The 23,555-nt window shown below is 53.3% G+C and carries 14 protein-coding genes and 1 pseudogene; 6 read left to right on the plus strand and 9 right to left on the minus strand.

Annotation, left to right across the window (positions count from 1 at the left end; genetic code table 11):
- Positions 1-19 precede the first annotated feature (19 nt).
- Positions 20-2,730: pseudogene (gene secA, locus CGLAMM_RS01910) on the minus strand (preprotein translocase subunit SecA).
- Positions 2,731-3,006: 276 nt separating this feature from the next.
- On the opposite strand from secA, the gene CGLAMM_RS01915 reads away from it, so the two are divergent.
- The 5 genes from CGLAMM_RS01915 (at position 3,007) to CGLAMM_RS01935 (ending at position 8,146) form a co-directional block, all read left to right on the plus strand.
- Positions 3,007-3,900 (plus strand): peptidylprolyl isomerase, encoded by an 894-nt coding sequence (locus tag CGLAMM_RS01915; RefSeq protein ID WP_394819572.1) that lies wholly within the window; start codon positions 3,007-3,009, stop codon positions 3,898-3,900.
- A 143-nt stretch (positions 3,901-4,043) separates the two neighbouring features.
- Positions 4,044-5,279 (plus strand): bifunctional glutamate N-acetyltransferase/amino-acid acetyltransferase ArgJ, encoded by a 1,236-nt coding sequence (gene argJ, locus CGLAMM_RS01920; RefSeq protein WP_418115278.1) that lies wholly within the window; start codon positions 4,044-4,046, stop codon positions 5,277-5,279.
- A 90-nt stretch (positions 5,280-5,369) separates the two neighbouring features.
- Positions 5,370-6,125: a 2OG-Fe dioxygenase family protein gene (locus CGLAMM_RS01925; protein WP_394819571.1), complete on the plus strand. Its 756-nt coding sequence runs from the start codon at positions 5,370-5,372 to the stop codon at positions 6,123-6,125.
- Between the two features lie 20 nt (positions 6,126-6,145).
- The gene (locus CGLAMM_RS01930; protein WP_394819570.1) at positions 6,146-6,619 is read left to right on the plus strand and encodes a hypothetical protein; all 474 of its coding nucleotides are present in this window, start codon (positions 6,146-6,148) and stop codon (positions 6,617-6,619) included.
- Positions 6,620-6,988: 369 nt separating this feature from the next.
- The gene (locus CGLAMM_RS01935) at positions 6,989-8,146 is read left to right on the plus strand and encodes a Hint domain-containing protein (RefSeq protein WP_394819569.1); all 1,158 of its coding nucleotides are present in this window, start codon (positions 6,989-6,991) and stop codon (positions 8,144-8,146) included.
- Between the two features lie 171 nt (positions 8,147-8,317).
- Here CGLAMM_RS01935 and CGLAMM_RS01940 read toward each other — a convergent pair whose 3' ends face one another.
- Together CGLAMM_RS01940 and CGLAMM_RS01945 are read right to left on the minus strand one after the other, a co-directional pair.
- The gene (locus tag CGLAMM_RS01940) at positions 8,318-10,090 is read right to left on the minus strand and encodes a phospholipase effector Tle1 domain-containing protein (RefSeq protein WP_394819568.1); all 1,773 of its coding nucleotides are present in this window, start codon (positions 10,088-10,090) and stop codon (positions 8,318-8,320) included.
- A 274-nt stretch (positions 10,091-10,364) separates the two neighbouring features.
- Positions 10,365-14,483, minus strand: a complete 4,119-nt coding sequence (locus tag CGLAMM_RS01945) for a Hint domain-containing protein (RefSeq protein WP_418115279.1) — start codon at positions 14,481-14,483, stop codon at positions 10,365-10,367.
- 687 nt (positions 14,484-15,170) lie between these two features.
- Between CGLAMM_RS01945 and CGLAMM_RS01950 the strand changes: the two genes are divergently transcribed.
- A complete protein-coding gene (locus tag CGLAMM_RS01950) occupies positions 15,171-15,728 on the plus strand; it encodes a hypothetical protein (protein ID WP_418115280.1) in 558 nt (185 codons plus the stop codon).
- A 119-nt stretch (positions 15,729-15,847) separates the two neighbouring features.
- Here the strand turns inward: CGLAMM_RS01950 and CGLAMM_RS01955 are convergent, their stop codons facing one another.
- The 6 genes from CGLAMM_RS01955 to CGLAMM_RS01980 all read right to left on the minus strand — a co-directional run bounded on the left by CGLAMM_RS01955 (position 15,848) and on the right by CGLAMM_RS01980 (position 23,543).
- The gene (locus CGLAMM_RS01955) at positions 15,848-17,503 is read right to left on the minus strand and encodes a DUF2235 domain-containing protein (RefSeq protein WP_418115281.1); all 1,656 of its coding nucleotides are present in this window, start codon (positions 17,501-17,503) and stop codon (positions 15,848-15,850) included.
- Between the two features lie 822 nt (positions 17,504-18,325).
- On the minus strand, positions 18,326-18,538 hold the full coding sequence (locus CGLAMM_RS01960) for a hypothetical protein (RefSeq protein ID WP_394819562.1): 213 nt from the start codon (positions 18,536-18,538) through the stop codon (positions 18,326-18,328).
- A 126-nt stretch (positions 18,539-18,664) separates the two neighbouring features.
- Positions 18,665-19,402 (minus strand): scabin-related ADP-ribosyltransferase, encoded by a 738-nt coding sequence (locus CGLAMM_RS01965; RefSeq protein ID WP_394819561.1) that lies wholly within the window; start codon positions 19,400-19,402, stop codon positions 18,665-18,667.
- A 578-nt stretch (positions 19,403-19,980) separates the two neighbouring features.
- Complete coding sequence (locus CGLAMM_RS01970) at positions 19,981-20,622, minus strand: SDR family oxidoreductase (RefSeq protein WP_394819560.1); 642 nt, start codon at positions 20,620-20,622, stop codon at positions 19,981-19,983.
- Positions 20,523-21,038 (minus strand): SDR family oxidoreductase, encoded by a 516-nt coding sequence (locus CGLAMM_RS01975; protein ID WP_394819559.1) that lies wholly within the window; start codon positions 21,036-21,038, stop codon positions 20,523-20,525. The genes CGLAMM_RS01970 and CGLAMM_RS01975 overlap by 100 nt, the downstream gene beginning before the upstream one ends.
- A 45-nt stretch (positions 21,039-21,083) precedes the next feature.
- Entirely contained in the window at positions 21,084-23,543 is a 2,460-nt protein-coding gene (locus CGLAMM_RS01980; protein WP_394819558.1) for a hotdog family protein, read from the minus strand.
- Positions 23,544-23,555 lie beyond the last annotated feature (12 nt).

Raw genomic sequence — 23,555 nt, forward strand, 5'->3', positions numbered from 1 at the left:
TACCCCCGGGCTAAGCGTGTCACGCCAATCGACCGTGACAATGTTTGAACTTCTTGCCGGACCCGCAGGGGCACGGCGCGTTGCGTGGCGTTTCATCCATCGCGTTGAACGACGAAATTTCGGGCGACGGGTCCTTATCCGTCCGCGGCACCACATTGCCGTCCACCCCGATAACCTCGTCATGCGCAAAGGTCATCTGAGCGCCGAATACGTCCTGTCGCGTCTCCGCAAAAGCCTCCGCCTCACGCGGGGAGAGGATTTCAATGCGGGAAAGTGTGGATGTTGTCCGATACCGCAACTCATCCAGCATATTGGAGAAGAGGTTAAAAGCCTCATGCTTATATTCATTTAACGGGTCACGTTGTCCATAGGCGCGGAGGCCGATCCCTTCACGAATCTGGTCAAGGGCATGGAGATGCTCCTTCCAGACGGAGTCAAATGTCGTCAGCAGAGCTTGCTTTTCGATACTGCGCATTAAAGCGGGGCCGATATTGGCGGCGCGGGCAGCGGCGGATTGCGTCGCCTGCTCCTCCACACGTGCCGAAACGACATCGCGGTCCACCCCATCCTCCTGCGCCCAGTTCTGAACCGGGACGTCAAGCGCCAGAAGCTGATGAAGATCCGACTCAAGATCCGCGCTTTCCCATTGTTCAGGGAAGGATTTTTCAGGGATACGTGCCGCGACCGCATCCTCAATCGCATGGGCGCGCATTTCCTCAATGACGCTGGAGACATCCTCCATCGCCATATATTCACGCCGATGCTGATAAACCTCCTTGCGCTGATCATTCATCACATCGTCATATTTGAGGATATTTTTACGCAGGTCGAAATTGCGGGCCTCGACTTTCTTCTGCGCACGTTCCAGCGCTTTATTGAGCCAGGGATGGACAATCGCCTCCCCCTCTTTCATGCCCAGTTTCTTCCAGAGTGACCCCATTTTCTCGCCGCCATAAATGCGCATGAGGTCATCTTCCAGCGACAGGAAGAAGCGCGAGCAGCCCGGGTCACCCTGACGGCCGGAACGTCCACGTAACTGATTATCGATCCGTCGGCTTTCATGGCGCTCCGTGCCGATCACGAAGAGCCCCCCAGAGATTTAACGCGCTCATGGTCCTCCGCCACTTTGGCGCGCAATTCGGCCTCACGCGCGGCGCGTTCATCCTCATCTTCAATGGCGGCGATCTGCTGCTTGATCAGCATCTCGACATTACCGCCCAATTTAATATCCGTTCCGCGCCCCGCCATGTTGGTGGCGATGGTGATGGAGCCTGACGCCCCGGCCTGCGCGACGATCTGCGATTCCATTTCATGGAAACGGGCATTCAGCACCTGGTGCGGCACGCCGCGTTTCTTGAGCAGGGCGGAGAGATGCTCACTCTTTTCAATGGATGTCGTGCCGACAAGGACAGGCTGGCGCGTCGCCGCGACTTTGGAGATGAGATCAGCCACCGCATCAAATTTCTCACGCGCGGTGATGTAAATCTCATCATCCGTATCGATGCGGGCGACCGGGACATTGGTCGGGATTTCCACGACATCGAGCTTGTAGATCTCGGCAAACTCATCCGCTTCCGTCATGGCGGTGCCGGTCATGCCCGATAATTTAGGATAGAGGCGGAAATAATTCTGGAAGGTGATCGAGGCCAGAGTCTGGTTTTCCGGCTCGATTTCGACTTTTTCCTTGGCCTCCAGCGCCTGGTGCAGCCCGTCGGAATAACGCCGCCCATCCATCATGCGCCCGGTAAACTCGTCAATAATGACGACTTTGCCATCCCGCACGATATATTCGACATCGCGTTGATAGAGCGTGTAAGCCCGCAGGGATTGCTGCACGTGATGCGTGACCGCGACGTTCTGCAGGTCATACAACCCGCCATCTGACAGGACACCGGCATCGCGCAACGCTTCTTCCACCACATCCGCGCCCTGCTCCGTCAAAATGACGGAACGCGCTTTTTCATCTTTTTCATAATGCTGCGCTGATTTGACCAGTTCTGCGACCACCGCATCGACGGCGCGGTAAAGTTCTGACGTGTCGTCGGTCGGGCCGGAGATAATGAGGGGCGTCCGGGCCTCGTCAATCAGGATACTATCCACCTCATCGACGATGGCATGATAAAATGGCCGCTGCACCATCTCTGAGAGGCCATACTTCATATTATCGCGCAGATAATCGAAGCCGAACTCGTTATTTGTGCCGTATGTGACGTCGGCCGCGTAAGCTTCCCGACGCTCCTCATCCGACATGTTGGAGACGATCACGCCGGTTTTGAGGCCCAGAAAACCATAGAGCCGGCCCATCTCCTCGGCATCGCGACGCGCAAGGTAATCATTGACCGTGACGACATGCACACCCTTGCCTTGCAAAGCGCTGAAGTAAGCGGCGAGGGTTGCGACAAGGGTTTTGCCCTCACCCGTGCGCATTTCAGCAATTTTGCCGGCATCCAGCACCATGCCGCCGACGAGTTGCACATCAAAATGCCGCATGCCGAGCACACGCCGGGACGCCTCGCGACAGACAGCGAAAGCTTCCGGCAGGATTTTTGACGGCGCCTCCCCGGCGGCGATCCGCGCACGGAAATCATCCGTTCTGGCGCGTAATGCGTCGTCACTCAGGGCCTGCATCTGGGGCTCAAGGGCATTGATTTCGGGCACACGCCGCTGAAAGGCTTTGAGCGAACGCTCATTTGCGGTACCAAAAAGCGCACGGGCGAGAGATCCGAACATAATAGTCCTTTTGACAACCAGAAGCTGAACGACTTCAGAAACAAGGCGCGGGATTCTAACACCAGCACCAACTATCGCCAACACCTGCATTTGCCGGGTCAAGTACGATGTCGCCGCTTCTCACCCCCGCAACCTCGTCGTGAGGCGCGCTGGCCGCACTCTCCTGCCCGGAAGGGGGTTTTATTAAATTACGATTATTTAGCCGCCGCGTCTTGTTATGACACCTCAAAGCCTTCATAATTCGTGACCGACGCAATTCTTTGAGGGTTAAACAACATGCGGCTTATCCGCTCCGCGCTCCTTGGCGCCATGATCATTTCCGGCACAGCTTTGTCGTCCTCGGTTTTCGCGGCGCCCGCTCCGGCGAAATCGACAGTGCCTGCCCCCGCAGCAAAAGAAAATGAAAACCCCCTTATTGCCTCCGTTAATGGCGAGAAGATCTATCTCAACGATGTCAGACAGGCCGCCGCCAACCTGCCCCCTCAGCTGCAGCGCCTCCCTGTCCAGACCATCATCGGCGCGTTGACGAACCAGATGATCAGCCAGAAAGCGGTTCAGATCGCCGCAGAGCGTGACGGACTGGCCAAGAAGCCTGAAGTCAAGGCCATGATGGAGAATGCAGCCAACAGCGCATTGCAGAACGCCTATCTCTCTGAAAAAGTCCGCCCGATGGTGACGGATGCCGCCATCCAGCAGGCTTATCAGAAAGATTACGAAGCCCATAAAAATGATATTGAGATCCACGCCCGCCACATTCTTGTCGCGACGGAAGCGCAGGCGAAGGATGCCATTGCCCAGCTCAAGAAAGGCGCAAACTTCGCCGACCTGGCCAAAAAACTCTCCACCGATAAGGGCACGGGTGCAAGTGGCGGTGATCTCGGTTGGTTCAAGAAAACTGACATGCTTCCGGCTTTCTCAGATGCTGCTTTCAAAATGAAGCCGAATACCGTCAGCCAGACACCGGTCAAAACGCAGTATGGCTGGCACGTGATTGAAGTCCTCGGTAGCCGCAAGGCGAAAGTACCGCCGCTGAATGAGGTGCGGGAGGAAATCCGCCAGCAACTCGTGCGTGAAGACGTGCAGAAGGTAGTGCAAAACGCCATGTCACAGGTCAAAATCGTCCATTACGATGATAAAGGCAAAGCTGTGGCGCCGGCTAAGGCGAAATAATTTCGAATCAGGCGATCTCAGCCATATTTATCGGGGCCCGGCTTTTACGACAATATTGTCGGGCCGGGCCTCTTTTGATTCAGCCGCCGTGAGATGCCGCTCCCAACGATATGCTCCCTGAAGTGCAGAAAAGGACCCAGATAATGGCCAATATCACCTCCGTCTCCCCTTTGGCGTGCCCCTTGCCGTCATTCATACCGGTCAAGGGTGTGCGTCTCGGCGCGTCGGCGGCGCAGATCAAATATATGGACCGGCCTGATCTGATGATGATGGTGTTTGATAAAGGCACGTCGGTTGCGGGGGTCTTCACGAAAAGCCGCTGCCCGGGGGCGCCGATTGACTGGTGTAAGGCCTGCCTTTCACTCGGCAATGCGCGAGCCCTGGTCGTCAATTCCGGTAATGCCAATGTTTTTACCGGGCGGGCGGGGGCGCAGGCCACGCAGGTCACAGCCGCCCACGCGGCGCGGCTGATCAGCTGTGCGTCTTCGGAGGTCTTTCTAGCGTCAACCGGGGTCATCGGGGAGATTTTACCCACCCAGAAAATCACCGATGCTCTGCCGGATTTATTTAATAGTCTCAAGCCGGACGGTTGGGAAGACGCAGCCCGCGCCATCATGACGACCGATACCTTCCCGAAAGCCGTGTCCAAACAGGTGAAAATCGGCGAGACGACGGTGACAATTCAGGGTATCGCCAAAGGAAGCGGCATGGTCGCGCCCGACATGGCAACGATGTTGGCTTTCATCACGACGGATGCCCGGATTGGCCATGACGCGTTGCAGACGCTCGTCTCCAGCACCGTTGAAACCAGCTTCAACAGCATCACGGTCGATTCAGACACGTCCACCTCGGATATGGTCCTCGCCTTCGCGACCGGCGCGGCCGCGAACGACAAGGTCCGCGACGTGAACGACCCGTCTTTTGCCGATTTCCGCCGCGCCTTCGCGGACACCATGCAGGAACTCGCCATTATGATCGTCAAAGATGGGGAAGGCCTGAGCAAGCTCATTCAGATTGATGTCTCGGGGGGCGTCGACTCGCATTCTGCCAGACGAATCGGGCTGGCTGTCGCCAACTCCCCTCTCGTCAAAACCGCGATTTCCGGCGAGGATGCAAATTGGGGGCGGATCGTCATGGCCGTGGGGAAAAGTGGTGAGCCCGCCAACCGGGACACGCTTTCCGTCGGGATCGGCGGTCATTGGATTGCGCGTAATGGCATGTTGCTTGCGGATTATGAGGAGGCCCCTATCCAGAAGCACCTTCATGAGCGTCACGTCACCATCCAGATTGATCTCGGTCTCGGCAATGGAGCAGCGCGGATTTGGGGTTGCGATCTGACCCATGGTTATGTCGATATTAATGGTTCCTACCGCAGCTGAACCGAGGCGATGTGACGCGAGGCCCGGCTTCATACGGACGTGGACGGGGTGCAGCGCAGCACTGTTATGAATGAGGTCGGGGCCACCAACATGAAGCATTCAGATCACCACCCGTCGGATCAGAAGCCGAGCCTACCGGATGATATAAGGAAATCGCTCATCCAAAGCGGGTTCGTTTTCGCAACGGGTGAGGAGATGAAATCCGCTTTCACGCCGCAGGAACTGGAGAGCTGGCCCCATTTTGCGGAGAGCTGGAACCATCTCGGGCTTGACCGTTACATGGCGGATGGGGGGCGTTATCGCCGCCGCCGCTATGGGGTCTTCTCACTTCATGATGGCCACATCACGGCCAAGCAGCACCAGCCGCATTATCAAAGTCGCGACTATAATACGTTGAATGGCGGCGTGCAGCGCTGGTTCAGCCCGGTTGAGGAAGCCACGGGACGCAACCCGCTTCTACTGAAAATTCTCGGTCATCTCTATCATCTCGCCACAATTTTGACGCCAGACGCCGCCCAGCCTGAAAAATGGCACGCGGAAATGCATCAGTTTCGGATTGAAGTTGCGGAGGAAGGGACGGGCAACCCCACGCCGGAGGGGCTCCATCGGGATGGTGTTGACTGGGTCTGGGTCATGATGGTGGCGCGGCAGAACGTCGCGGAGGGCGTGACCTCAATCCATGATCTGTCAAAGAACGAGGTCGGACGTTTCACCCTGCGCAACCCGTTAGACAGTGCATTCGTTGATGATCACCGGGTCTATCATGGTGTGACGCCCATCACCCGGGTCGACCCTTCCGCGCCGGGGCATCGCGACGTCCTGGTTGTCACAATCCGTCGCGCATGATGACATTCAGTGAGAGGTCAATGCTTTTGAAATCATCTCTTTATCGCCGCAGCCTCTTATTATGCGCCGTCTGGAGCAGCGCGCTGACCCTGAACGCCGTCACCGTGCGGGCTGCCTCGAAATCATTGACACTCACGACGCCCGCAACGCCGGCGATTGAAAGCCTTGCGCGGCAGCTCAATGCGGAGGCGATCAAAGATGCACGCCGCCATAATGATGACCCGATCATCCTTGTGACCATGGCGGATCTGGGCCGGTCAAAGCGTCAGCAGGCGCTTTTCACGCAGTTGCAGTCTGCGCGTCTATGCGGCGCCATCGGATGCGCAACGTCGATCTTCCTTAGTGAAAAAGGTCATTGGACCGAAGTCTATAATGACGTAACTGGCGACATCACCATCCTGCCCACCGCCCATCACGGGCTGTATGATCTCGGCCTCAGTAAAGGGCGCAAACGGATCTGGAATGGAACAGATTACATCGACCCGCTGGATTGAAACGAGACAGGAAAATCACCCCATATTTTCTGAAATCACCCCGTTCGAGGGGCGTAAGGTGATGCCTCGCGCTCACTGAAAACTGGCTTGAGCAGCATCAAAGTCTCCTTTCCGAGTATTTGAAAAGTCCGTGCCGCCCTTGATGCACCGGCGAATTACCTTTTCCCGCAAGGGTAAAGAGGGCGAACTTCTCATTTATATTTGTATGAGATGGTCCGCCACCTCCCCAAAGTCACACTTTGATCGTGCCCAAACCATCGGGAGCCAAATTCCCTCGGCTATAAAGTGTTTTTTATGATTGAGGGCATTAACCTTGTGCTAATTTATTTAACTAATCCTTAAATTCTTTCGCTCGCAGTCAGAGGTTCGATGGCCACGATCAACTGGAGTTGGGACAAGAAAACCTATCAACTGAAGTCGGGCAACGATTTTCTATTGATCTACCCGAATCTTTACGGTTCGGCATCAAATCCCACACTTTACCCCGATGCGAAAAGCCCCGCTGGGGAATATCACTTTGAAATTGATGTTACCACATCAGGCGGGGAGATAAGATATGCCGCCGCCTTTGATCAAATCACTCCAGGTCGGTCACGCGGCGTGCCTCCGGGCTATAGTTACGTTTTTGATGTGAAATCGTCGTCACCTAAATCAATCCAGATTTCCTTCGGTGTTAATCCGGGGACTGAACCTTTTTCTGTCCTCGTCCGATATGATCAATCTTTAGACAGAACCATCATTCTGGCGAATTCTCAGGGTAGAGGCAATCTATACTTCAGATTGCCCGGAGATATTTATAAACTTGGGCGCAATGATTATATCTCTAAAGTCGTCTCGCCGAATTATCCCTTTACGCTCAATGCGTTAGTTACTTGTTTCCTCGAAGGGAGCATGATCGAAACACCGCGAGGAGAAAAAGCCGTCGAGACGCTTCGCGTTGGAGATGATGTCTACGCCTATGATGTAAAAACAGGCAGGCGGACTGTCAAAGCCGTCACGTGGGTCGGCCAGGGTTATGGTTTCGCCTCGGACTCCCCTCATGATGATGAGGCGGGATGGCCGGTGCGCATTCGGAAGGACGCGATTGCGGACCTCGCGCCGCATCAGGACCTGTTGCTGACCAACGAGCATTGTCTTTTCATTGATGGCGGCTTCATACCCGTGCGCATGCTTGTGAATGGAAAATCAATTTTCTATGACCATTCGATCCGAAGCTATGCTTATTACCACCTGGCTTTAGAGGAGCATGCCGTTATTCGGGCCAACGGCGTGCAGACTGAAAGCTTTCTCGACACGCATGGTGCACGTCATCTGGAAACGCTTGAACCGGTCAACGCGCTGATATCTTCATCGAAAAGCTGGGAATTCGACGCATGTGCACCTTTGGTCACAGCGCGGCGCGTCGTCGAGCCTGTATTTCATAGGCTCGACGCGCGCGCCCGCAATTTAATGCCGGAGGATTGCGACTTTCTGAAAGAGGCCAATGACAATGCGGACGATCGTGACCGAATAATCGCGAAGTGCTGAAGACCGTTCCGTTTTTGTGCGAACCGATCTTCATATGGCACCCTGACGCGTATTGCGGACAGTTCTAAGAAATCAATCGACGTCCAAATTGCTTCCTATCGAGACCTCCTGACGATGCGTTCCGCCTCACAGGCCTGACGGACGCAGATCCGCCTTTCAATGTGGAAAGCGTTATTTCCCGGGTAGAAACACAGTGCCGTCAGCGTGATATTCCCGTCGTGAATAACTATCATGCGGCCGGTTGGTGAGGAGGAGGTTGAAGGTCACTTCGTCGATGATGCCGTGATCGGAGACAACCCAACTTGTTGGCATTTCATCCCAGAAAGACGAATTATGAATATATTTCGCCGCCACTTCCGGGGGGAGCGCATCGGCAAGACTTCTTGCTTCCTGCCCATTAAGAATGCGATCAACCTCTTGAACGGCCTTCTGATGAAGGTCTTGAAGGTCATCAGGGATCATCTCGACAGGCTCATCCGGAAGTTTAGTGAAGGAAAGGCCGATCTGCTCACAATAATGGCGCATCGCCTGAAATGAAACGCGTTCAAGCCCGTTATAGACGGCGTCACGTTTAAGCTGAACGGCATTCGCGTAAAGCGTCGACAGGAAAGGACGATCCAGCACGTCCGATGACACGTTGACATCGCAGATCTGAAAGATTTTGCCCCAACGTGCATGGCTGAGTAATTTATCACGCGCCGCCGATGTCAGTTTATAAGATGACGTGTCTTCGATGCGCATTTTACTCCAGGATGAGCTGTAAAGAATTTGCGTGAGATATAATTTCTCCTGCAGCATGTCATGATAAAATCCACCAATATCGGCGTGGACACCCGGCAGTTGCAGCTCCTTGGCATAATTGGGCGTGACATGGTTCAGGGAGTAGTTCTCACGCGCCTCATGCGCCGCGGTGATATGGAAGATGTCGGCCGCCGTGGCGTCATCCAGAGCGATATTGACGTCACCTGTCTTGCTGTCACCCACATCCACATCCCATTGTGAGAGCGCAAGAATTGACGCGACACTGTCAAACAATCCGATGAAACGGATCTCCGGCACGCCATATTTCTGCGTGTCGAAAACGGCAAGAAGGTTCCGGTCCTGATTTTCCACCCTGTTCGCAAAATGACGTGCCGAGGTCGCCCCGCGGCTGAAGCCGAAAAGACAGAGTTCGACCCGTTCAAAATCGGCGTCCAAGCCTGCAAGCAGGTTTTTGATCTGTTGCACCGCATCATCTGTCTTGGCAATAACGCCCGTCTGAGTGGTGAGCGGCGCTGACCAGCCCGTCGCCATGGTGAAGACGGAATCAGTCTCGCCCGCCTTCGTGCCTGAACCCTCGACATAGGTTTTGACCTGATAGATACGGCTATCGATCTGGCCTTCCTGAAAGCTTTGATAAAGTTTCCAGATATTTGTCGTGCAACTGACTTTACTGGTTTCTTTATTGTAGAAATACGCTTTAGGGATGACGCAATCGCCGATTGACGCGTATAAACTCTGCCGGAATTGCAAACCGGAAGAAAAAGAGGCCTGATGCTTTAAGCTATTATAGGCGTTACATCCAGTCCCATCGAAAAACACGCCGATCCGAAGAGTTTTCATGGCGCTTTCATCATAGGACATAATCGATTCAATTTTGCAGTCGGCCCAGTGATTCCAGTGCCCGATGACTTTCCCACCGATGGAGAGCTTGCATTTGCGATCGATCTTGAACGGTCCGATAGTGCGCGTTTCTTCCCCCAGCGAAAATTTCTGCGTAAAGATGATGTCCTCATGACCATCCGTGACAGTCTTGATTTTGAGATCGATGGTTTGCTGCGCGTAAATCCCCTGTATTTTTATCGAACATTCCGTGTAAAAGCGGGTGATGTCATCAGATAAGTTCGTAATTTCCGCATCATAAACACCAGCAGAAAATTCTTTGATTTTCTTTAGTTTCGCCATTTAAAAATCTCTTTATTATTATTGTTGTTATTAAGATTTATTATAGCTTTCCCTGCCAGTTCTTTCAAGAATTTTCACGTTTAGGATTTTCGTTTCGATGCTTTACGTCGCAAAAATGTAAAGAGTTAAAATATCCGTAGTGTCAGCTATTCTTTTCTGACCTTCTCTTTTCACGCGCCTCTTATTGCGCTGCATCCACGCGTAACGCCGTGTCCTCAACACGGCGTTCACGACTGAATCCGGTGTAAGCCGTTTTAACATCCCGCTGTCGACATCAGGCCGCGACGGCTTCAGCTTTGTTCGCGTTTTTTTTCAAATCGGTCAGATAAGGGCCGCAACTTAATATTCTGACATGCAGCAATATTGAGGCGCATGATTGCGCGGATTGGTCAGGCAATTTCAAGACGGCGCAACCATCTGTCCACCTTGCGGCGGGATGCTCGACACCATGCCACCCTGGGGCATCATCGGTGAAATGATGCGTGAGTTCGGTGATGTGCTGCGGCCCGATCAGATGCACCGCCCCCACCAGCACGCCCAGCATCCGCCGGTCATCCACATAAGGACCAATCACATCACAAGGCCGGCTCGCCCGGCTGACAAGGCACACCGCATCCACACCCTTCGGCAGGTTGAAGACATACCCCCCCTCACGATGCGAAACAGGCCACAGCGCCCCACCATCGGGCATTAAAAGGTGAAGTCCCGCATCCATCGTCACACAGGCCTCAGACCGCGCCCCCTCAGGCAATGCCAGAAGCCGCTCACGGCACACCTCAAGCCCGGCAAGGCGCGCACTCACAGGCTCCACCTGCCCACGCGTCACATATAACGGGGCCGCAAGCTCAGACACCGTCTTCGGCCGCAAGCCCACAACGCCACGCCCCGCGCTGAAACGCGCCCGGTTGCCCGTGTCCAGATAGGTCTCCATATGCAGCCCCGCCGCACTGATGATCGCGTGCTTCTCCGTCTCAATATGATGAAAACGATATGTCGGCATCTCACGCTCATAGGCAATGCTGCCCCCATTGACCAGCATACGCACAGGGATCAGCCCGCCATCCACAAAAACACAATGTTCCGACGTCACCAGAACATCCTCAAACGGCGCACCCGGGCCGAAAGCATCCTTGACGATGCGCACAGCGTAGCCCGCAAGGTCGCCAGGAACATCCATCCGGCACGTCACATCGCCCGAACCCACCCAGCGAACAGCCGTCGCAACTTCCGCGCCATCCTCATACGTGATCACAGCGTCGCCAGGTAGCAGATCCTCAACCAGACGCCAGCCTTCAGGCGTGTAAATCCGCGTGCCACTTAAAAAGCACGTCTCGATCTCCGTCCCGCCATGACCGTCCGGATTAACCGTGAGATCCTGTCCATCCTTGAGGTTCTTCCCCGAGACATTGTCAAATATAAGTTCATGCAGCTTGCTCGATCTGGTATTCGCGGATTCTGAGGCGATTTCATACAGAATATGGATTTTACCCGCTTCATAATAAGCCCGCTTGACCGTCATATTTTGCTGCTTGAGACCCTCAATATCGAGCTTGACCCCATCGCCAAAATTTTCAATTTTGACCGTGATGTGGGTGACGGCCGGATCAGAGGGGAGGTCCTGCTTAAAGCTGATCGTGCAACCGGACTCTGAAACCTCGTCGCTGACGGTCACAGTTGCAGAGGTATGCGCGCCATCTTCGAAAGAGATCTCCGCTGAACCATGAAGTTGAATTTTCGGCGCAATCGTAACGTTTTTCGAGACCCGCAATGTGACGCCCGATTTAACGTGAATCACGTCACTCTCGGCATCCCCTTGAACATCTGCAGTGAGTGTGACGACACCTTTGCCTGTGAAGGTCAGGGCGCCAGCCAGCTTCAGCCCCTTTCCAAACGTCAACTCGGCTGAGGATGTGCCGAAGTCAATCGTGCCACCTTTACTGGTGACTTCCCAATTTCCCTTGGGATTGAACGACCCGGCCTGATTGATGATCAGCTTGCCGCCATCCAGCCTTACTGTCACATCCGGCCCGACGGAAAAAGACGTGCCGTCAAAGTTAAGTGTGCCGGAAATCTCCGTCGTGCCGCCGGTGAGGTTGAGCGCTTTTATGGTGACGTTATCCGTGACTTTCAGCGTGCCGGCCTGCTGCGTCAGCTTGTCGAGCGTGCCGCCTGTCAAGCTGACCGTGCCGGAATTACCGCTTTGCAGGGTCAGGCCTGACATATCCGCGCCAAATGAACTATCGGCAGAACTATTGACCGTCACCGCGCCAAGCGTGCCACCTGCGAGATTGACCTTACCTGCGCCTGAGATGGCCAGCACATCATTTGTGTACGTGATGGTCTTGACGGTGAGGGAGCCGCCGCTGACGGTGAGTTTTTTCTTGATGATCAAGCTGTCGAAGTTCAGCGAACCGCCTTTAACCTCGAGTGTCGAGATCGTGATCGTATTGCGACCGCTGACGGTGCCGCCATTTACGGTGAGGCTTGTCACGGAGGCTTTTTTTGCTGTGAATTTGAGTGTGCCGGCCGAGACCGTGATGGTCGTCAAATAGGCGTCTGTCAGGGTGGTGACGCCTGAATTCCCTGTCGTCAGGGCGAGCGTCGTGAAAGATGCGCCGATGATATTGTCTGACGTGCTCGATATGGTGACGTCCCCGAGGTCACCGCTATCGATCTGCGCAGCACCCTTTCCCGAAATTTTCAATGCACCACCGCATTGAAGTGTTTCAGCTTTGAAAGACCCGGCGCTGATCGATGCGTCCCCGGAAATCTTCAGCCATGACGCACTGAATGTTCCACCATTCTGGGTGAATTGATCGATTAAAAGCTCAGTGGCGTAGGAGGTGCCGGATGTCGCCTTGAACGTGCCGCCATTGATCGTGAGGGATTTCAAGTGATCGCCTGTGTCGCACGTGACCGTGCCATCATCCATTGTCAGAGGCGCATCGAGCGTAACAGACTTGCCGAGTTCCAGCACACCGTCACGATTGACAAGCTTGATTTTCCCAAGATTCTTCGGATCTGTGATCTTTGCATTGTCGGCCAGGGTAAGCGTGCCAGAGACGCCGTCCCCGCCACCCAGATTGAGCGTGCCATTCAGGCTGATTGTCCCACTGAACTTTGCTTTAACGCCGTATAATGGCTGCTTATTCACCACGGTTTTATTGCCGACCGCGGTCGATTTACCACCGATGCCGAGACTGTAAAAAGGATTGTAACCGAGCGTCAGATTACCAATCGTCGCACCGTCGGAACATTGGACTTCCGATGTGTGCCAGTCATAATCCCTATAATTTCCGAAGACGGCCATTTCACCCGTCCCCGTGAAGCCGTGACCCCCGAAATTGAGGTAGTTTGAGACAGCCATGTGTGTCCCGGCAGAGAGGATGAAGCTGTGATAAGCGGCATTGAGGGAGCAGACATTCCACCCGATGACGAAATCACCGGTAAAAGTCGTCCGCTCACCCACACTGAGCCCTGTATAGGAGTCGAGGACGATGATCCCCGAACCTTCCGTTTTAATGGTGGTGTCGTCACCGCAGTTAATTTGACCGTTCGTAAAAACCTGCGCCCAACGATAAGTTGTTAGGGAATATCCGTTTCTGTAAGTAACGTCGACAAGATTGACGCGGTAACCTGCAGAAGTAATGATCACATTAGCGGCTTCTCCCTTGTAGCAGTAGGTCGAGTGGGCTTCCATGCCTAAATATGTATTGGCCGCAAAAGCATTTGTTACTGTAAGAGTGACGTTTTCATCGGTTCTCAGGTCCAGTCTTCCCGCCGGATTGATGATCTGACCACTAATCCTTCCGGATCGATGAAAATTTATACCAGACACGCCACCGGTGCCCATCGCCAGAACGGGAGTCGTGATATCGACGCCGTCATAAGCATTCCATTGGACCGAGCCAGGAATAGGCAGACAGTAGAAATTTTGATGTGGATCATGCTCGGTGGGCAGCATCCTGCCGATTTCGTCCCACATCAGCTCATTATTCTGAAATGCAAAGTTGAGCCAATAATAAATGATGAACTGACCAACAGAACCTTGCATGTCGATTGACGCGACGTGCCCGCCCGTATTGTAATTCCAGGTCCATTTCGTCTCTATTTCCGAGCTTTCAGCCGCAAAACCGGCAGCGCTCAAGCGGTATTTCTTAAGCTGCTCATCCATTGCTGCGGATGGGTCGAGACGTTTCTGCTCCCTGTCTCTCAGATATTTTCGTGCTGTTGCCGGTGTGTTTTCAGTCTTGTTCTGCGTCACTTCACGATCTCCCTGAATCAGCGCGACGCCGACCGCATGGTGTGAAGCGCCCGGACAGAATTCACATGGCCGGTTCGGACAATTGCGAAGGGAGAAGATCGCAATTGCGCGCCTCACCTGGCGTCGCATCACCCAAATTCCTTGGGCCTGTTAGATTCATGGTAAGAAAGATTACAGTAATTTTTGTTAAAAACTGATTCAGTTTTCGGTAACGAAATGACATCTTTGCGCTTTGTGATTGATATTAACAGATAGTTTTCGAAATTTCCCGAATTTGAAAACTGTTTTACTTTTATTATTGGCGCGTGATACCGTTAACTTATACGGTTTTAGCGCGTGTCATGCGCAACAATATCAAGATTTTATGGTTTGTTTGAGCCGATTAGGCACTGTCAACCAGCCATTGGACGAAAAACCCTGAATTTGCGAGAGGTCGCGCTTCGCGTGTCACCGAGACCTGTTCACCGCCGTGACCGCAAATATAAGCGACCTTCTGAAGACGATTACCCTCACCGCAAATAGCATTCATGGCACGTTGGTCAGATCATAAGGATAAATGAGACGGTTCATTGCTGCAGAGAATCTCGTCAAAAAATGCCGCAATGCGCATCCAGGGGCATGACAGCAGGTGACGCCTCGGCTCTGAGCAGCTTCAGGTCAAAAGGGTGCGCGCACCGTGGCGGCCGTTATTTCTGAGCCCGCCACGTCCTGATCCACATTCGGTGACGACGCAATGAGTTCAATGAATTTTGAACATTGTGTCGCGGCGGTCGCGCGGTCACTTTCGGACCGGATCTGTTTCAATATGGGTCTTAAATGGACGGAGATGAACGTTTTTTTCTCACTTTCCCACCCGGTGGCGGCGGTCGGATAAGGGAGATTTCCGCGCAATGTCTGTCCCCTGCGCGTTCGCAGATGATCCGCGTGGCTTCCAATGTCCCTGAGACATTCCCGGGTAAGCCGAACAGCCTTCCTTATTTCGCCGCGTTGTCTGAAAACGCGCAATATGCGCAGGGATATAAAGATGAACGCGAAAGCGGTCGCAAAGGTGATCATCAGGTAAATTTGATTCGGTCCCATGGAATTCACAAACACCCCCGTCTTTTTATATTTTCCCGCAGAGTTCTCTTGTCGAAACGCTGCTGCGCATGGTGGTCATCCTGTAAAAAATTTGAGGCGCAGAGACAGGTTTTTCTTTTTACCGCAGTGAATTTCTACAGCATCGCTCTTGGGAAAAAGATACGTTGCATTTGCCAAGAAATCGTAAATTTTGATGTCCGCTTTTATCTTTCGACGGGTTATATCCTGTCGGGACGCGGGATGATGAGTCGTGCCACCCCATCCACGCCGACTTCTTTGCCCGAACCTCATTGACAGCGATCGATCAACCCGAACGTAGGCGCTGCGGACGGAAGTGGCGCCCGCATGCCATCGTTCGGGTTAGGTTCAAGCCGCTTCAATCGGACCGCATTTGCGATGCGGTCCTGTCATCATCAGGCGGGATCAGTATAGACGCTGCCATCCGCATTGAATTCGCGACGCACATTCCCCTCATGCGGGCGATTGATCAGCAGCAGATTGAAGGTCGCGTCATCAATGATCCCCGTTTCATCGACAACCAGGTCATTAGGGGCTTCATCCCAGAAAGCGGAGTTATGGACATATTTCGCGCCCAGAGCGGGTGAAAGATAATCCACGAGACTTGTCGCCGTGCCGCCAGCCAGGAGATGATCAATCTGCTGCAGGGCCTGATCATGAAGATCCTGCAGATCGTCAGGAATAGTCTCGACATCCTCTCCCGGAAGCTCGGAAAAAGCGAGCCCGATATTCCCGGCGTAATAGCGCATGGCCTGAAAGGCCACGAAATTGAGCCCCGGATAAACAGCCTCGCGCCGTAACTGGACAGCATTTGCGTAAAGCGTGGGGAGGAGCGGCCTGTCCCGCACCTCCGATGCGATGGAGATCCCGCTCGCCTCGTATATTTTTCCCCAATGCACGACGTTGAGGAGCCTCTGCAGATCCTCCTTGGATTTTTTGTAAGAGGATGTGTCCTCATTATCGATTTTTTGCCGTGAAGAACTGTAGAGTACCTGTGTGAGATACATGCGCTCTTCCACCTTCTCATGAAACTGGCCGCCAATATCCTCATGGACACCGGGAAGCTTCAGCTCCTTTTTGAAGACAGGCGTGACGTGATTTGACGAGTAATTTTCCCGCACTTCGTGACCAGCCGTGATGTGGAATACGTCTCCGGCAATGGCATCATCCATTGAAATATCGACATCGCCGGTTTTGCTGTCACCGACATCAATATCCCCTTGAGAGAGCGCCAGGATGGACGCGACCGTGTCATATAATCCGATAAACCTGACTTCCGGCGCGCCGTATTTTGCCGTGTTAAACGCGGAAAGAAGTGTGCGATCCTGTTTTTCAATCCTGTTCGCGAAGTGGCGCGCAGAAGTTGAACCCCGACTGAAGCCGAAAATATATAATTCGACGCGATCGAAATCATTTCCGAGTTTGGCGAGCAGCTTTTTGATCTGCTTCACGGCATCATCCGTTTTGGCGATGACCCCTGTCTGAGGCCCCCCGGGCGGTGACCACCCTGTGCCCATCGTAAACATTGAGTCGAGCGCGTCTTTTTTTGTGCCAGCGCCTTCAATGTACGTTTTCGCCTGGTAGGTCTTTTTATCGATACGACCTTCAGTGAAACTTCTATAAAGGTTCCAGATATTTGATAGACCGGATACGTAACTGAGCTGGGGCGAATACCGATATGATTTCGGGACGATACTGTCATTTACTCTCTCGATCAAACTTTCAAGATAGTCACCGATCGAGGTGAAGGAGTTGAAGTATTTCTCGCTATTATGGGCATTACAGCCCGTACCGTCGAAGAAAACACCTAATCTCAAAGTTTTCATCGAAGAATCATCGTAAGAAATAACCGACTCAATCTTACAATCCGCAGGATTGATCAATTGCCCGGACACATCACCGCTGATTACAAGCTGGCATCGACGGTCAATTTTTAATGGCCCGACGAGATGCACCTCCTTACCCAAGGTGATTTTCTGTGCAAAGATCGTCGTTGACTCACCGGCGTCAATGGCCTCGATTTTCAGATCAACCGTTTGCTTCGCATTCAAGCCGGTGATCTTGACGGAACACTCCTGATAATCGCGAGCGATTTCATCAGAAAGTCCCGTTATTTTTGTTTTGAGTACAGTTGACGTAAATTCTCTTATTTTTCTGATTTCAGACATTTCACTATCTTTTTTATTATTATATATAAATTATTATATAGTTTCTTTTCAACAATCGCAACGCCTATCTTTCATGGTGACTGTCGATAAGATTTTCATTAAACAAAATTTGATCCGCTGTATTGTCAAGGATATCTGAAAATTCTCAATGATCTTGCGCGGTAACCCATCGTCGGGTCCGGGTTTATTCGTGGCAAATCTCCCTCATCGCCAGAGTGAATAACGCGACTTCATTTCCTTTTATCCGGTTCAATTTGCCTCTATACAATGTTTGACGCGCGAGACTTTGCAACAATGGTCGTTCGAGCGCGCAATGTCAGGTGCCCCCGTCATGAATTCCGTCACTTCAGCGATCATTTATCGCGCCACATCCTGCCGATGGGTTTTACTTTTTTTTTGGGTGCATACCTTCCGGGCATCATGTTGCGACAGGCGCGAAGCATTGGCCGCGGCGCGCCCCTGACGAGATCGTTGCCGCAGGTCCGGCCATCGCCATACGCGCTGAGCCTGCGCCGATGGCGCATCATCGGCGCCACCCACCTTACCGAGCTCTTAGCGGAATCGGCCGTCAAGACCAGAAGAAGAAAAGGCGGAGCATGCTGCTCCGCCCAGTCTCAATCCTTCCTATGAAACCCAAACTTTTTTCGTTGTTGATGAGACGAGAATGCCGTCTCAATTCCTAAAAACGGCATCCAATTCCCGCCATCAGGACAACCTGTTGAGACTCATTCCGACAATACTGTGATCTTGCGGCAGGTAGCAGAAATCGATCGTCGTGCCGACGAGTTCCGCCGTGCGGACAGTGCTGTAGATCGAGTCAAAGTTGGGATCTTTTGTATTGATGAAAAAGGGGTCGCCTGCGCTCGACGTCATGATGTTGAGCGTGCTCTCCGTCACGAATATGGCGAAGTTTCTCACGTGAGAGTCTTCTAAAAAGCGTCCATTAATATTGTGGCAGTATTCCCGCAAATAGGGTCGCGCAAATACGGGGGAGGCGATAAATGTTGCACAGAGAAATGCCATTATCATTGTTTTTTTCATGTTTCACCATTTGTTATCTTCTAGGGCGGCCCAGGTCACCGGTCCGATTTGTTCCCGGAAACGACATGCGACATTATTTGATCGCGCGCTGCTATGAGAGCACCAGAGTGTGGCCGCCATACAGGCCCCGATGACGGGATTGCGCCTGGCTTCCCAGACAACTTCACCGGGCAAGGCGTCTGCCGTTCTCTGACGATAAGACTGCGTGTTGATTTGTGGTTGAAGACTGGGGTTGAAATTTGGATTATGTATTACGGGCGGTGTTGGCGCGACGCCGTGAACATAAGCTCTCACACCGGAAATTGTATTTGCAGCGATTGAGCCCACGGCAATCCATTCCGATTGCCTTTCCGCCATGCCGAGACCCGTCTGATAACCGGCCAGACGAAGCGTTTCAAAAAAATTATACATATTGTCGCGAGATGTGATGATGTAAACATAGGCGGTCCCCTCCATCTGCTCAGCAAGTCGCCGGGCATATTGGCCCGCATATTCGGGGTCCGTCGTGACAGCGACGAAGGCGCTCTCACGGCGGTGATTATAACAGCTTGCACCCGTGGAGTGATCCCGGACATTGTCGTCGTCACCCCATGATCGAAAGCCATCCCTGAAAATTTCGTCCGGTGGACGCGTATCCACCCTGAATACCGTGCCCTTATTAGGCACATCATTAGCGACTGCATAAATATTCTGGACTGAAAATATCGAAAAGATGAAAATTAATGACAATAATAAACGCATGAGAGTATCCTGTTATTTTTATAACAATGGACGTCATCCATCGTCATTTTCGCCGGAAATTCTCTATTTTTATATGCCGCGAGATGCGTATCATCGTCGCAAACAAAGCTCAGGGCACCCTTATCCAAATAGTTTGTTATCGCCAACAGGCAGCGATGCGCGGCTTGTAACTTCCGAATCGGGCCAGAACACAGCAATTCGGTCCAATAACTCATGCACGGTCGATCAACCCTCAGCGAAACATGACGATCGCAGGAGGTGACGAGGATGAAATCCAAGCCAGCTTGTCAACGTGATTGGCCATTTACCTCACGGCAGCATCTGGCCCGATTCAGACCAGGTGAGAATAATGTAAATCTAAAATAAATTTGGGTGATATTTCTTTTGAAAATGTTGTAAATATTTTTGTCTTTATTCACTCCCGTATCTACACTTACATTATGCCCCTTTTTACCAATAAGGAGCAAATTAAATCCATGTAACGAACAAAGCCGCTGATTATCGTCATGCGCGCGCCAACCTCATGCCAGACTTCAAACGTTTAAAGCGTTACATAAAGCCACTTCGTATCGATAAAGTCATTCGCTGGCGCAATACCATCGCACGAGTTTGAGGAGATCCTCAGCCGAAGGCGTAATCGGTGCGACGTTTCGCGCCAGGGTTTTTTCAAGCTGGGAGCGATCAAACTGCCAGGTTTCACTGCCAAATGGCAGAAGCCATTTCGTCAGATTATGGGCCTCACGGTCCAGGTCCGTTTCAGGCGGCCCGTATGTGACGTTCACGCCGAGGATCTGCCCACCCATCGTGGTGAGTTGCTGCGTCGTAAACGGACAGCCCGCCGCGGCGTGAAAAATTTCAAAGCCGCTTTCCGCCCGCCGATCGGAGAGGAGCCCGTAAGCCTCCTCTATCACCTGGTCGATCGGGACCATATCCGGCCGACCGGTCGCGGAAAGGTTCATGCGGATGGCAGAGCCGCCCAATCGCTTGATCATCACGATGGCATCCACGAAACGATAAATGCCGAGACCATTTTTACGCGTCCACGCCGTTTTTGAATGTCCGACAATCATTGTCGGCCGAAATATGGTGACGGGCAGGCCGTGGGACTGATGCAGATGGTTCAGAGCATGTTCAGCACACCATTTGGATGTCTGGTAGGCATTGATGCAGGGATAGGTTGTGTGAAGCTCCTCCAGAACAGTGCGCCCCCCATACCGCATGTATAGGCTGTTGAGACGTAATAGAAACGCTGGCAATTCGGCGCGACCCGTCGGATCGTCTGATACATCTCAGAGGTAAAACACACATTGGAGCGGAAAGCTATCGGCAGGTTGCTGTTGAGGAAAGCCATTTCAGCCGCGCCATGCCAGAAAACATCGCTTTCCGCGACAAGCGGATCCTCCAGGCACGTATGAAGCGGCCGTTGGGCGGCGTCGATAACAACGAGATGCGCCCAGTGAGAGTCGGGAAGCATTATATCAAACCCGTTGAGTGCCTCTTCAATCGCGCCGCGCGTCCGGGCCCCATCAGGGTCGCGTCGCGACAGGGCAATGACGCGCCAGCCTGCACATAATAATCTGGCCGCCAGTGACGCGCCGAGGAAGCCGGTTACACCCGTCATCGAGATTGTCTTCATCTTAGACCCTCCAGCGGAAACATTCTTTTCACGTAAGGCAGGATGTCACGAAGCGTGCGCGGGATGATCTGTGATCGAAATCACCTTGCCATCATCCTGCACATCAATCCTGAACCTGCGGCAGAGTTGTTCAAGCGTCGATATCGACGCCTCGGAACTGGCGGCCACGCGGCAATCAACTTCTGAGGGGTGGACACCCGTGCGCGTTCCGACATGCTCCTTAATCGCGATCTGCCATTCCGGGTGTTTCTCCGTCGAGGGGATGGCATAAACGTCCTCAATCGTCCCAGGCAGGAAGGCGAGACTCTGCATATCCTGAATGCGCAACCGCGTCGTTTCCCCATCCATCCGGCTCAGCCCCACACCGGGAACATGCTGCCGCTGTAGAAATAACCGACGTTTATCCGACGGCGTTTTACCCAAGGGGCCCAGATCGAACAGCCGCATGGTCAAGCGAAACCGCATCCATAACGTCCCTGCCCGCACAATATCGACATGTTGCGTGATCAATCGGTCACCATCGTACCCGCCAAATCGCGCGATACAGGTGACCTCGCCTGAGTCGGGCGTGGGGCCGAAAATCTGGACCTCATCGAAATTTGACGGGAATGAGACGAAATTTTCGCCAATATCGTGGCACCATAAGCGCGGCCTATGGTTAGGGAGGCCATGTAACGCGGCATCAATCAGGGCGGGAGCCAGGCCCCCGATAGGAACAGCGCCCTCCGACGCATCACATATTGTCAGGCTTCCGCTTCGGGACATGTTCATCTGCCGCACCTTCTGAAAGGCGGGACCGTGGAAGGCCCACTCCGCCGTGTAAGGATCGCGGACCGGTTTAAGGTCTGGCGGCGGCGTGATCGGCTGAGGCGCCTCCGGATATTCGGGCGCGAAACTTACGGTGGCGCTCGCCGCGTCCTCATAGCGCGATAATTTCGGGTTGCGCGCCTCACGCCAGACAGCGAGCCTGACCCGCGCCGTTGCGTGATCAAGCCTTGTCACGCGCGTTCGAAGTTTGACAGGGTCAGGGGCTGCGATAATCCACTTCATCGCATGAACATTCTGCAGCCCGACAATCTTTTGTCCACCGGAAACGCTGCGCGCGGCGGACGCGATGAGGTCTAGAGTGTAAGCGAGCGGAAAAGTGGGGACGCCATATACTGGTCGGTGATCATAAAGCCAGTTTGCCTCTTTGATATCAATAATCATGTCATCTTCAATGTCTGCCAACGGTCGATTTGTCAGAGGCAGGACCGCCGCGAAGTCGTCTGAAGGCGCTGCATCGCGGGAAACGGGTTTGAAGAGAGGGTCGTCTGTTAATCTGATCTCCATATCCCACGCATAAAAAACGCGCCGCCCAGAGGCGGAACAACTGAAGTCAGCCCGCAAGGTGGGTGTATTTTCAATGATCAAAAGATCGTGCACGAAGATTTCGAAATGCACATCCTCACAATCAGGGGTGATTTCATCCTTCGATTTATATTTGAAGAAATTCGCGGTACTTGGCTCAAAAATCCACCCATCCCGATCAATCGTAAAGCCGCAGGCGGCGAGATAAAACGACATGAGCTGAAAACCGCCATCCAGCATCAGGCTTGAAGGCATACAGGGATCACCCTCGAAATGGCGGGCGAAGAACCATTTATCCCGCGTCGCCGCCATGATGCCCCGCAGATAACCGCGCTTCCACGGGCCGCCTTTCGGGTCAAAAGCCTCGACAGCGTCAATCATGCGCATCATCCCGGCCGGGATCCGCGGGGCGCGCTGATGCCATCGCGTTTGCTCAAACCCCTTTCCGAAACACCGATAAGTATGTCCCTCCGAGAAGGCCGCGACATCCTCAGCGGAAAATTGCTGGCGCTGCGACATTGTCCCCGAATGGGCCAGGGGTTTTGTCGATGGACTTGCCGCAGCCACGACAAAATTTGACGGCGCCATTGATCGGGACTTGTCAGGATCAATGTCAAACATCAAACGGCCGGCGCGCGCGGTCATCAGCATGGTGTCAGCACACCAGCATTCAGCCGCAACATGATAAATATAAATCGATCCGACGTTGAACCGGCCTGACAGCGTCACTTTGCAGGTCAGCTGGTCTGTCAGCATCGGGAGCGACGCCAACCATCTGACCTCCCCTTCCAACAGGCGATATCGGTAAGCGCCCACATGTTCAATGTCGAGATTCAGGCAGGCGGCGAGGATGAGGCAGCTTTGCAGCGACTCAACCATGATGCCCGGTGATACACGCCCGGCAACACCGCCCAGCGGGCTGTCTTCAAGGCAGACATGCGTTTGGATGACGCCTTTTTTCGCCGACTGATCAATAAAAATGATTTCCGTCACCTCATCCATAAAAAGGAGTGGCGGTTGGGGCAGCTTCAGGTAACGGGCCGGGATGTTGAAGACGGGCAGCACGATATCCCGATGCTCACCCTCCGTGAAGCGCTGAAGATCCTCACGGTCGAGGTGACGCGCTGCATCTGTCGTCTCAATAATGTTTATCATGACTTGAACCAT

Source organism: Sorlinia euscelidii (assembly GCF_036452135.1).
GTDB lineage: Bacteria > Pseudomonadota > Alphaproteobacteria > Acetobacterales > Acetobacteraceae > Sorlinia > Sorlinia euscelidii.

Bases quoted from the DNA above. Each gene is read 5' to 3' on its own strand.
- CGLAMM_RS01915 (WP_394819572.1), top strand. From the start codon at position 3,007: ATGCGGCTTATCCGCTCCGCGCTCCTTGGCGCCATGATCATTTCCGGC.
- CGLAMM_RS01940 (WP_394819568.1), bottom strand. From the start codon at position 10,090: ATGGCGAAACTAAAGAAAATCAAAGAATTTTCTGCTGGTGTTTATGAT.
- CGLAMM_RS01975 (WP_394819559.1), bottom strand. From the start codon at position 21,038: ATGAAGACAATCTCGATGACGGGTGTAACCGGCTTCCTCGGCGCGTCA.
- CGLAMM_RS01930 (WP_394819570.1), top strand. From the start codon at position 6,146: ATGCTTTTGAAATCATCTCTTTATCGCCGCAGCCTCTTATTATGCGCC.
- CGLAMM_RS01925 (WP_394819571.1), top strand. From the start codon at position 5,370: ATGAAGCATTCAGATCACCACCCGTCGGATCAGAAGCCGAGCCTACCG.
- CGLAMM_RS01970 (WP_394819560.1), bottom strand. From the start codon at position 20,622: ATGCGGTATGGGGGGCGCACTGTTCTGGAGGAGCTTCACACAACCTAT.
- CGLAMM_RS01935 (WP_394819569.1), top strand. From the start codon at position 6,989: ATGGCCACGATCAACTGGAGTTGGGACAAGAAAACCTATCAACTGAAG.
- CGLAMM_RS01950 (WP_418115280.1), top strand. From the start codon at position 15,171: ATGGACGGAGATGAACGTTTTTTTCTCACTTTCCCACCCGGTGGCGGC.
- argJ (WP_418115278.1), top strand. From the start codon at position 4,044: ATGGCCAATATCACCTCCGTCTCCCCTTTGGCGTGCCCCTTGCCGTCA.
- CGLAMM_RS01945 (WP_418115279.1), bottom strand. From the start codon at position 14,483: ATGCGACGCCAGGTGAGGCGCGCAATTGCGATCTTCTCCCTTCGCAAT.
- CGLAMM_RS01965 (WP_394819561.1), bottom strand. From the start codon at position 19,402: ATGCGTTTATTATTGTCATTAATTTTCATCTTTTCGATATTTTCAGTC.
- CGLAMM_RS01980 (WP_394819558.1), bottom strand. From the start codon at position 23,543: ATGATAAACATTATTGAGACGACAGATGCAGCGCGTCACCTCGACCGT.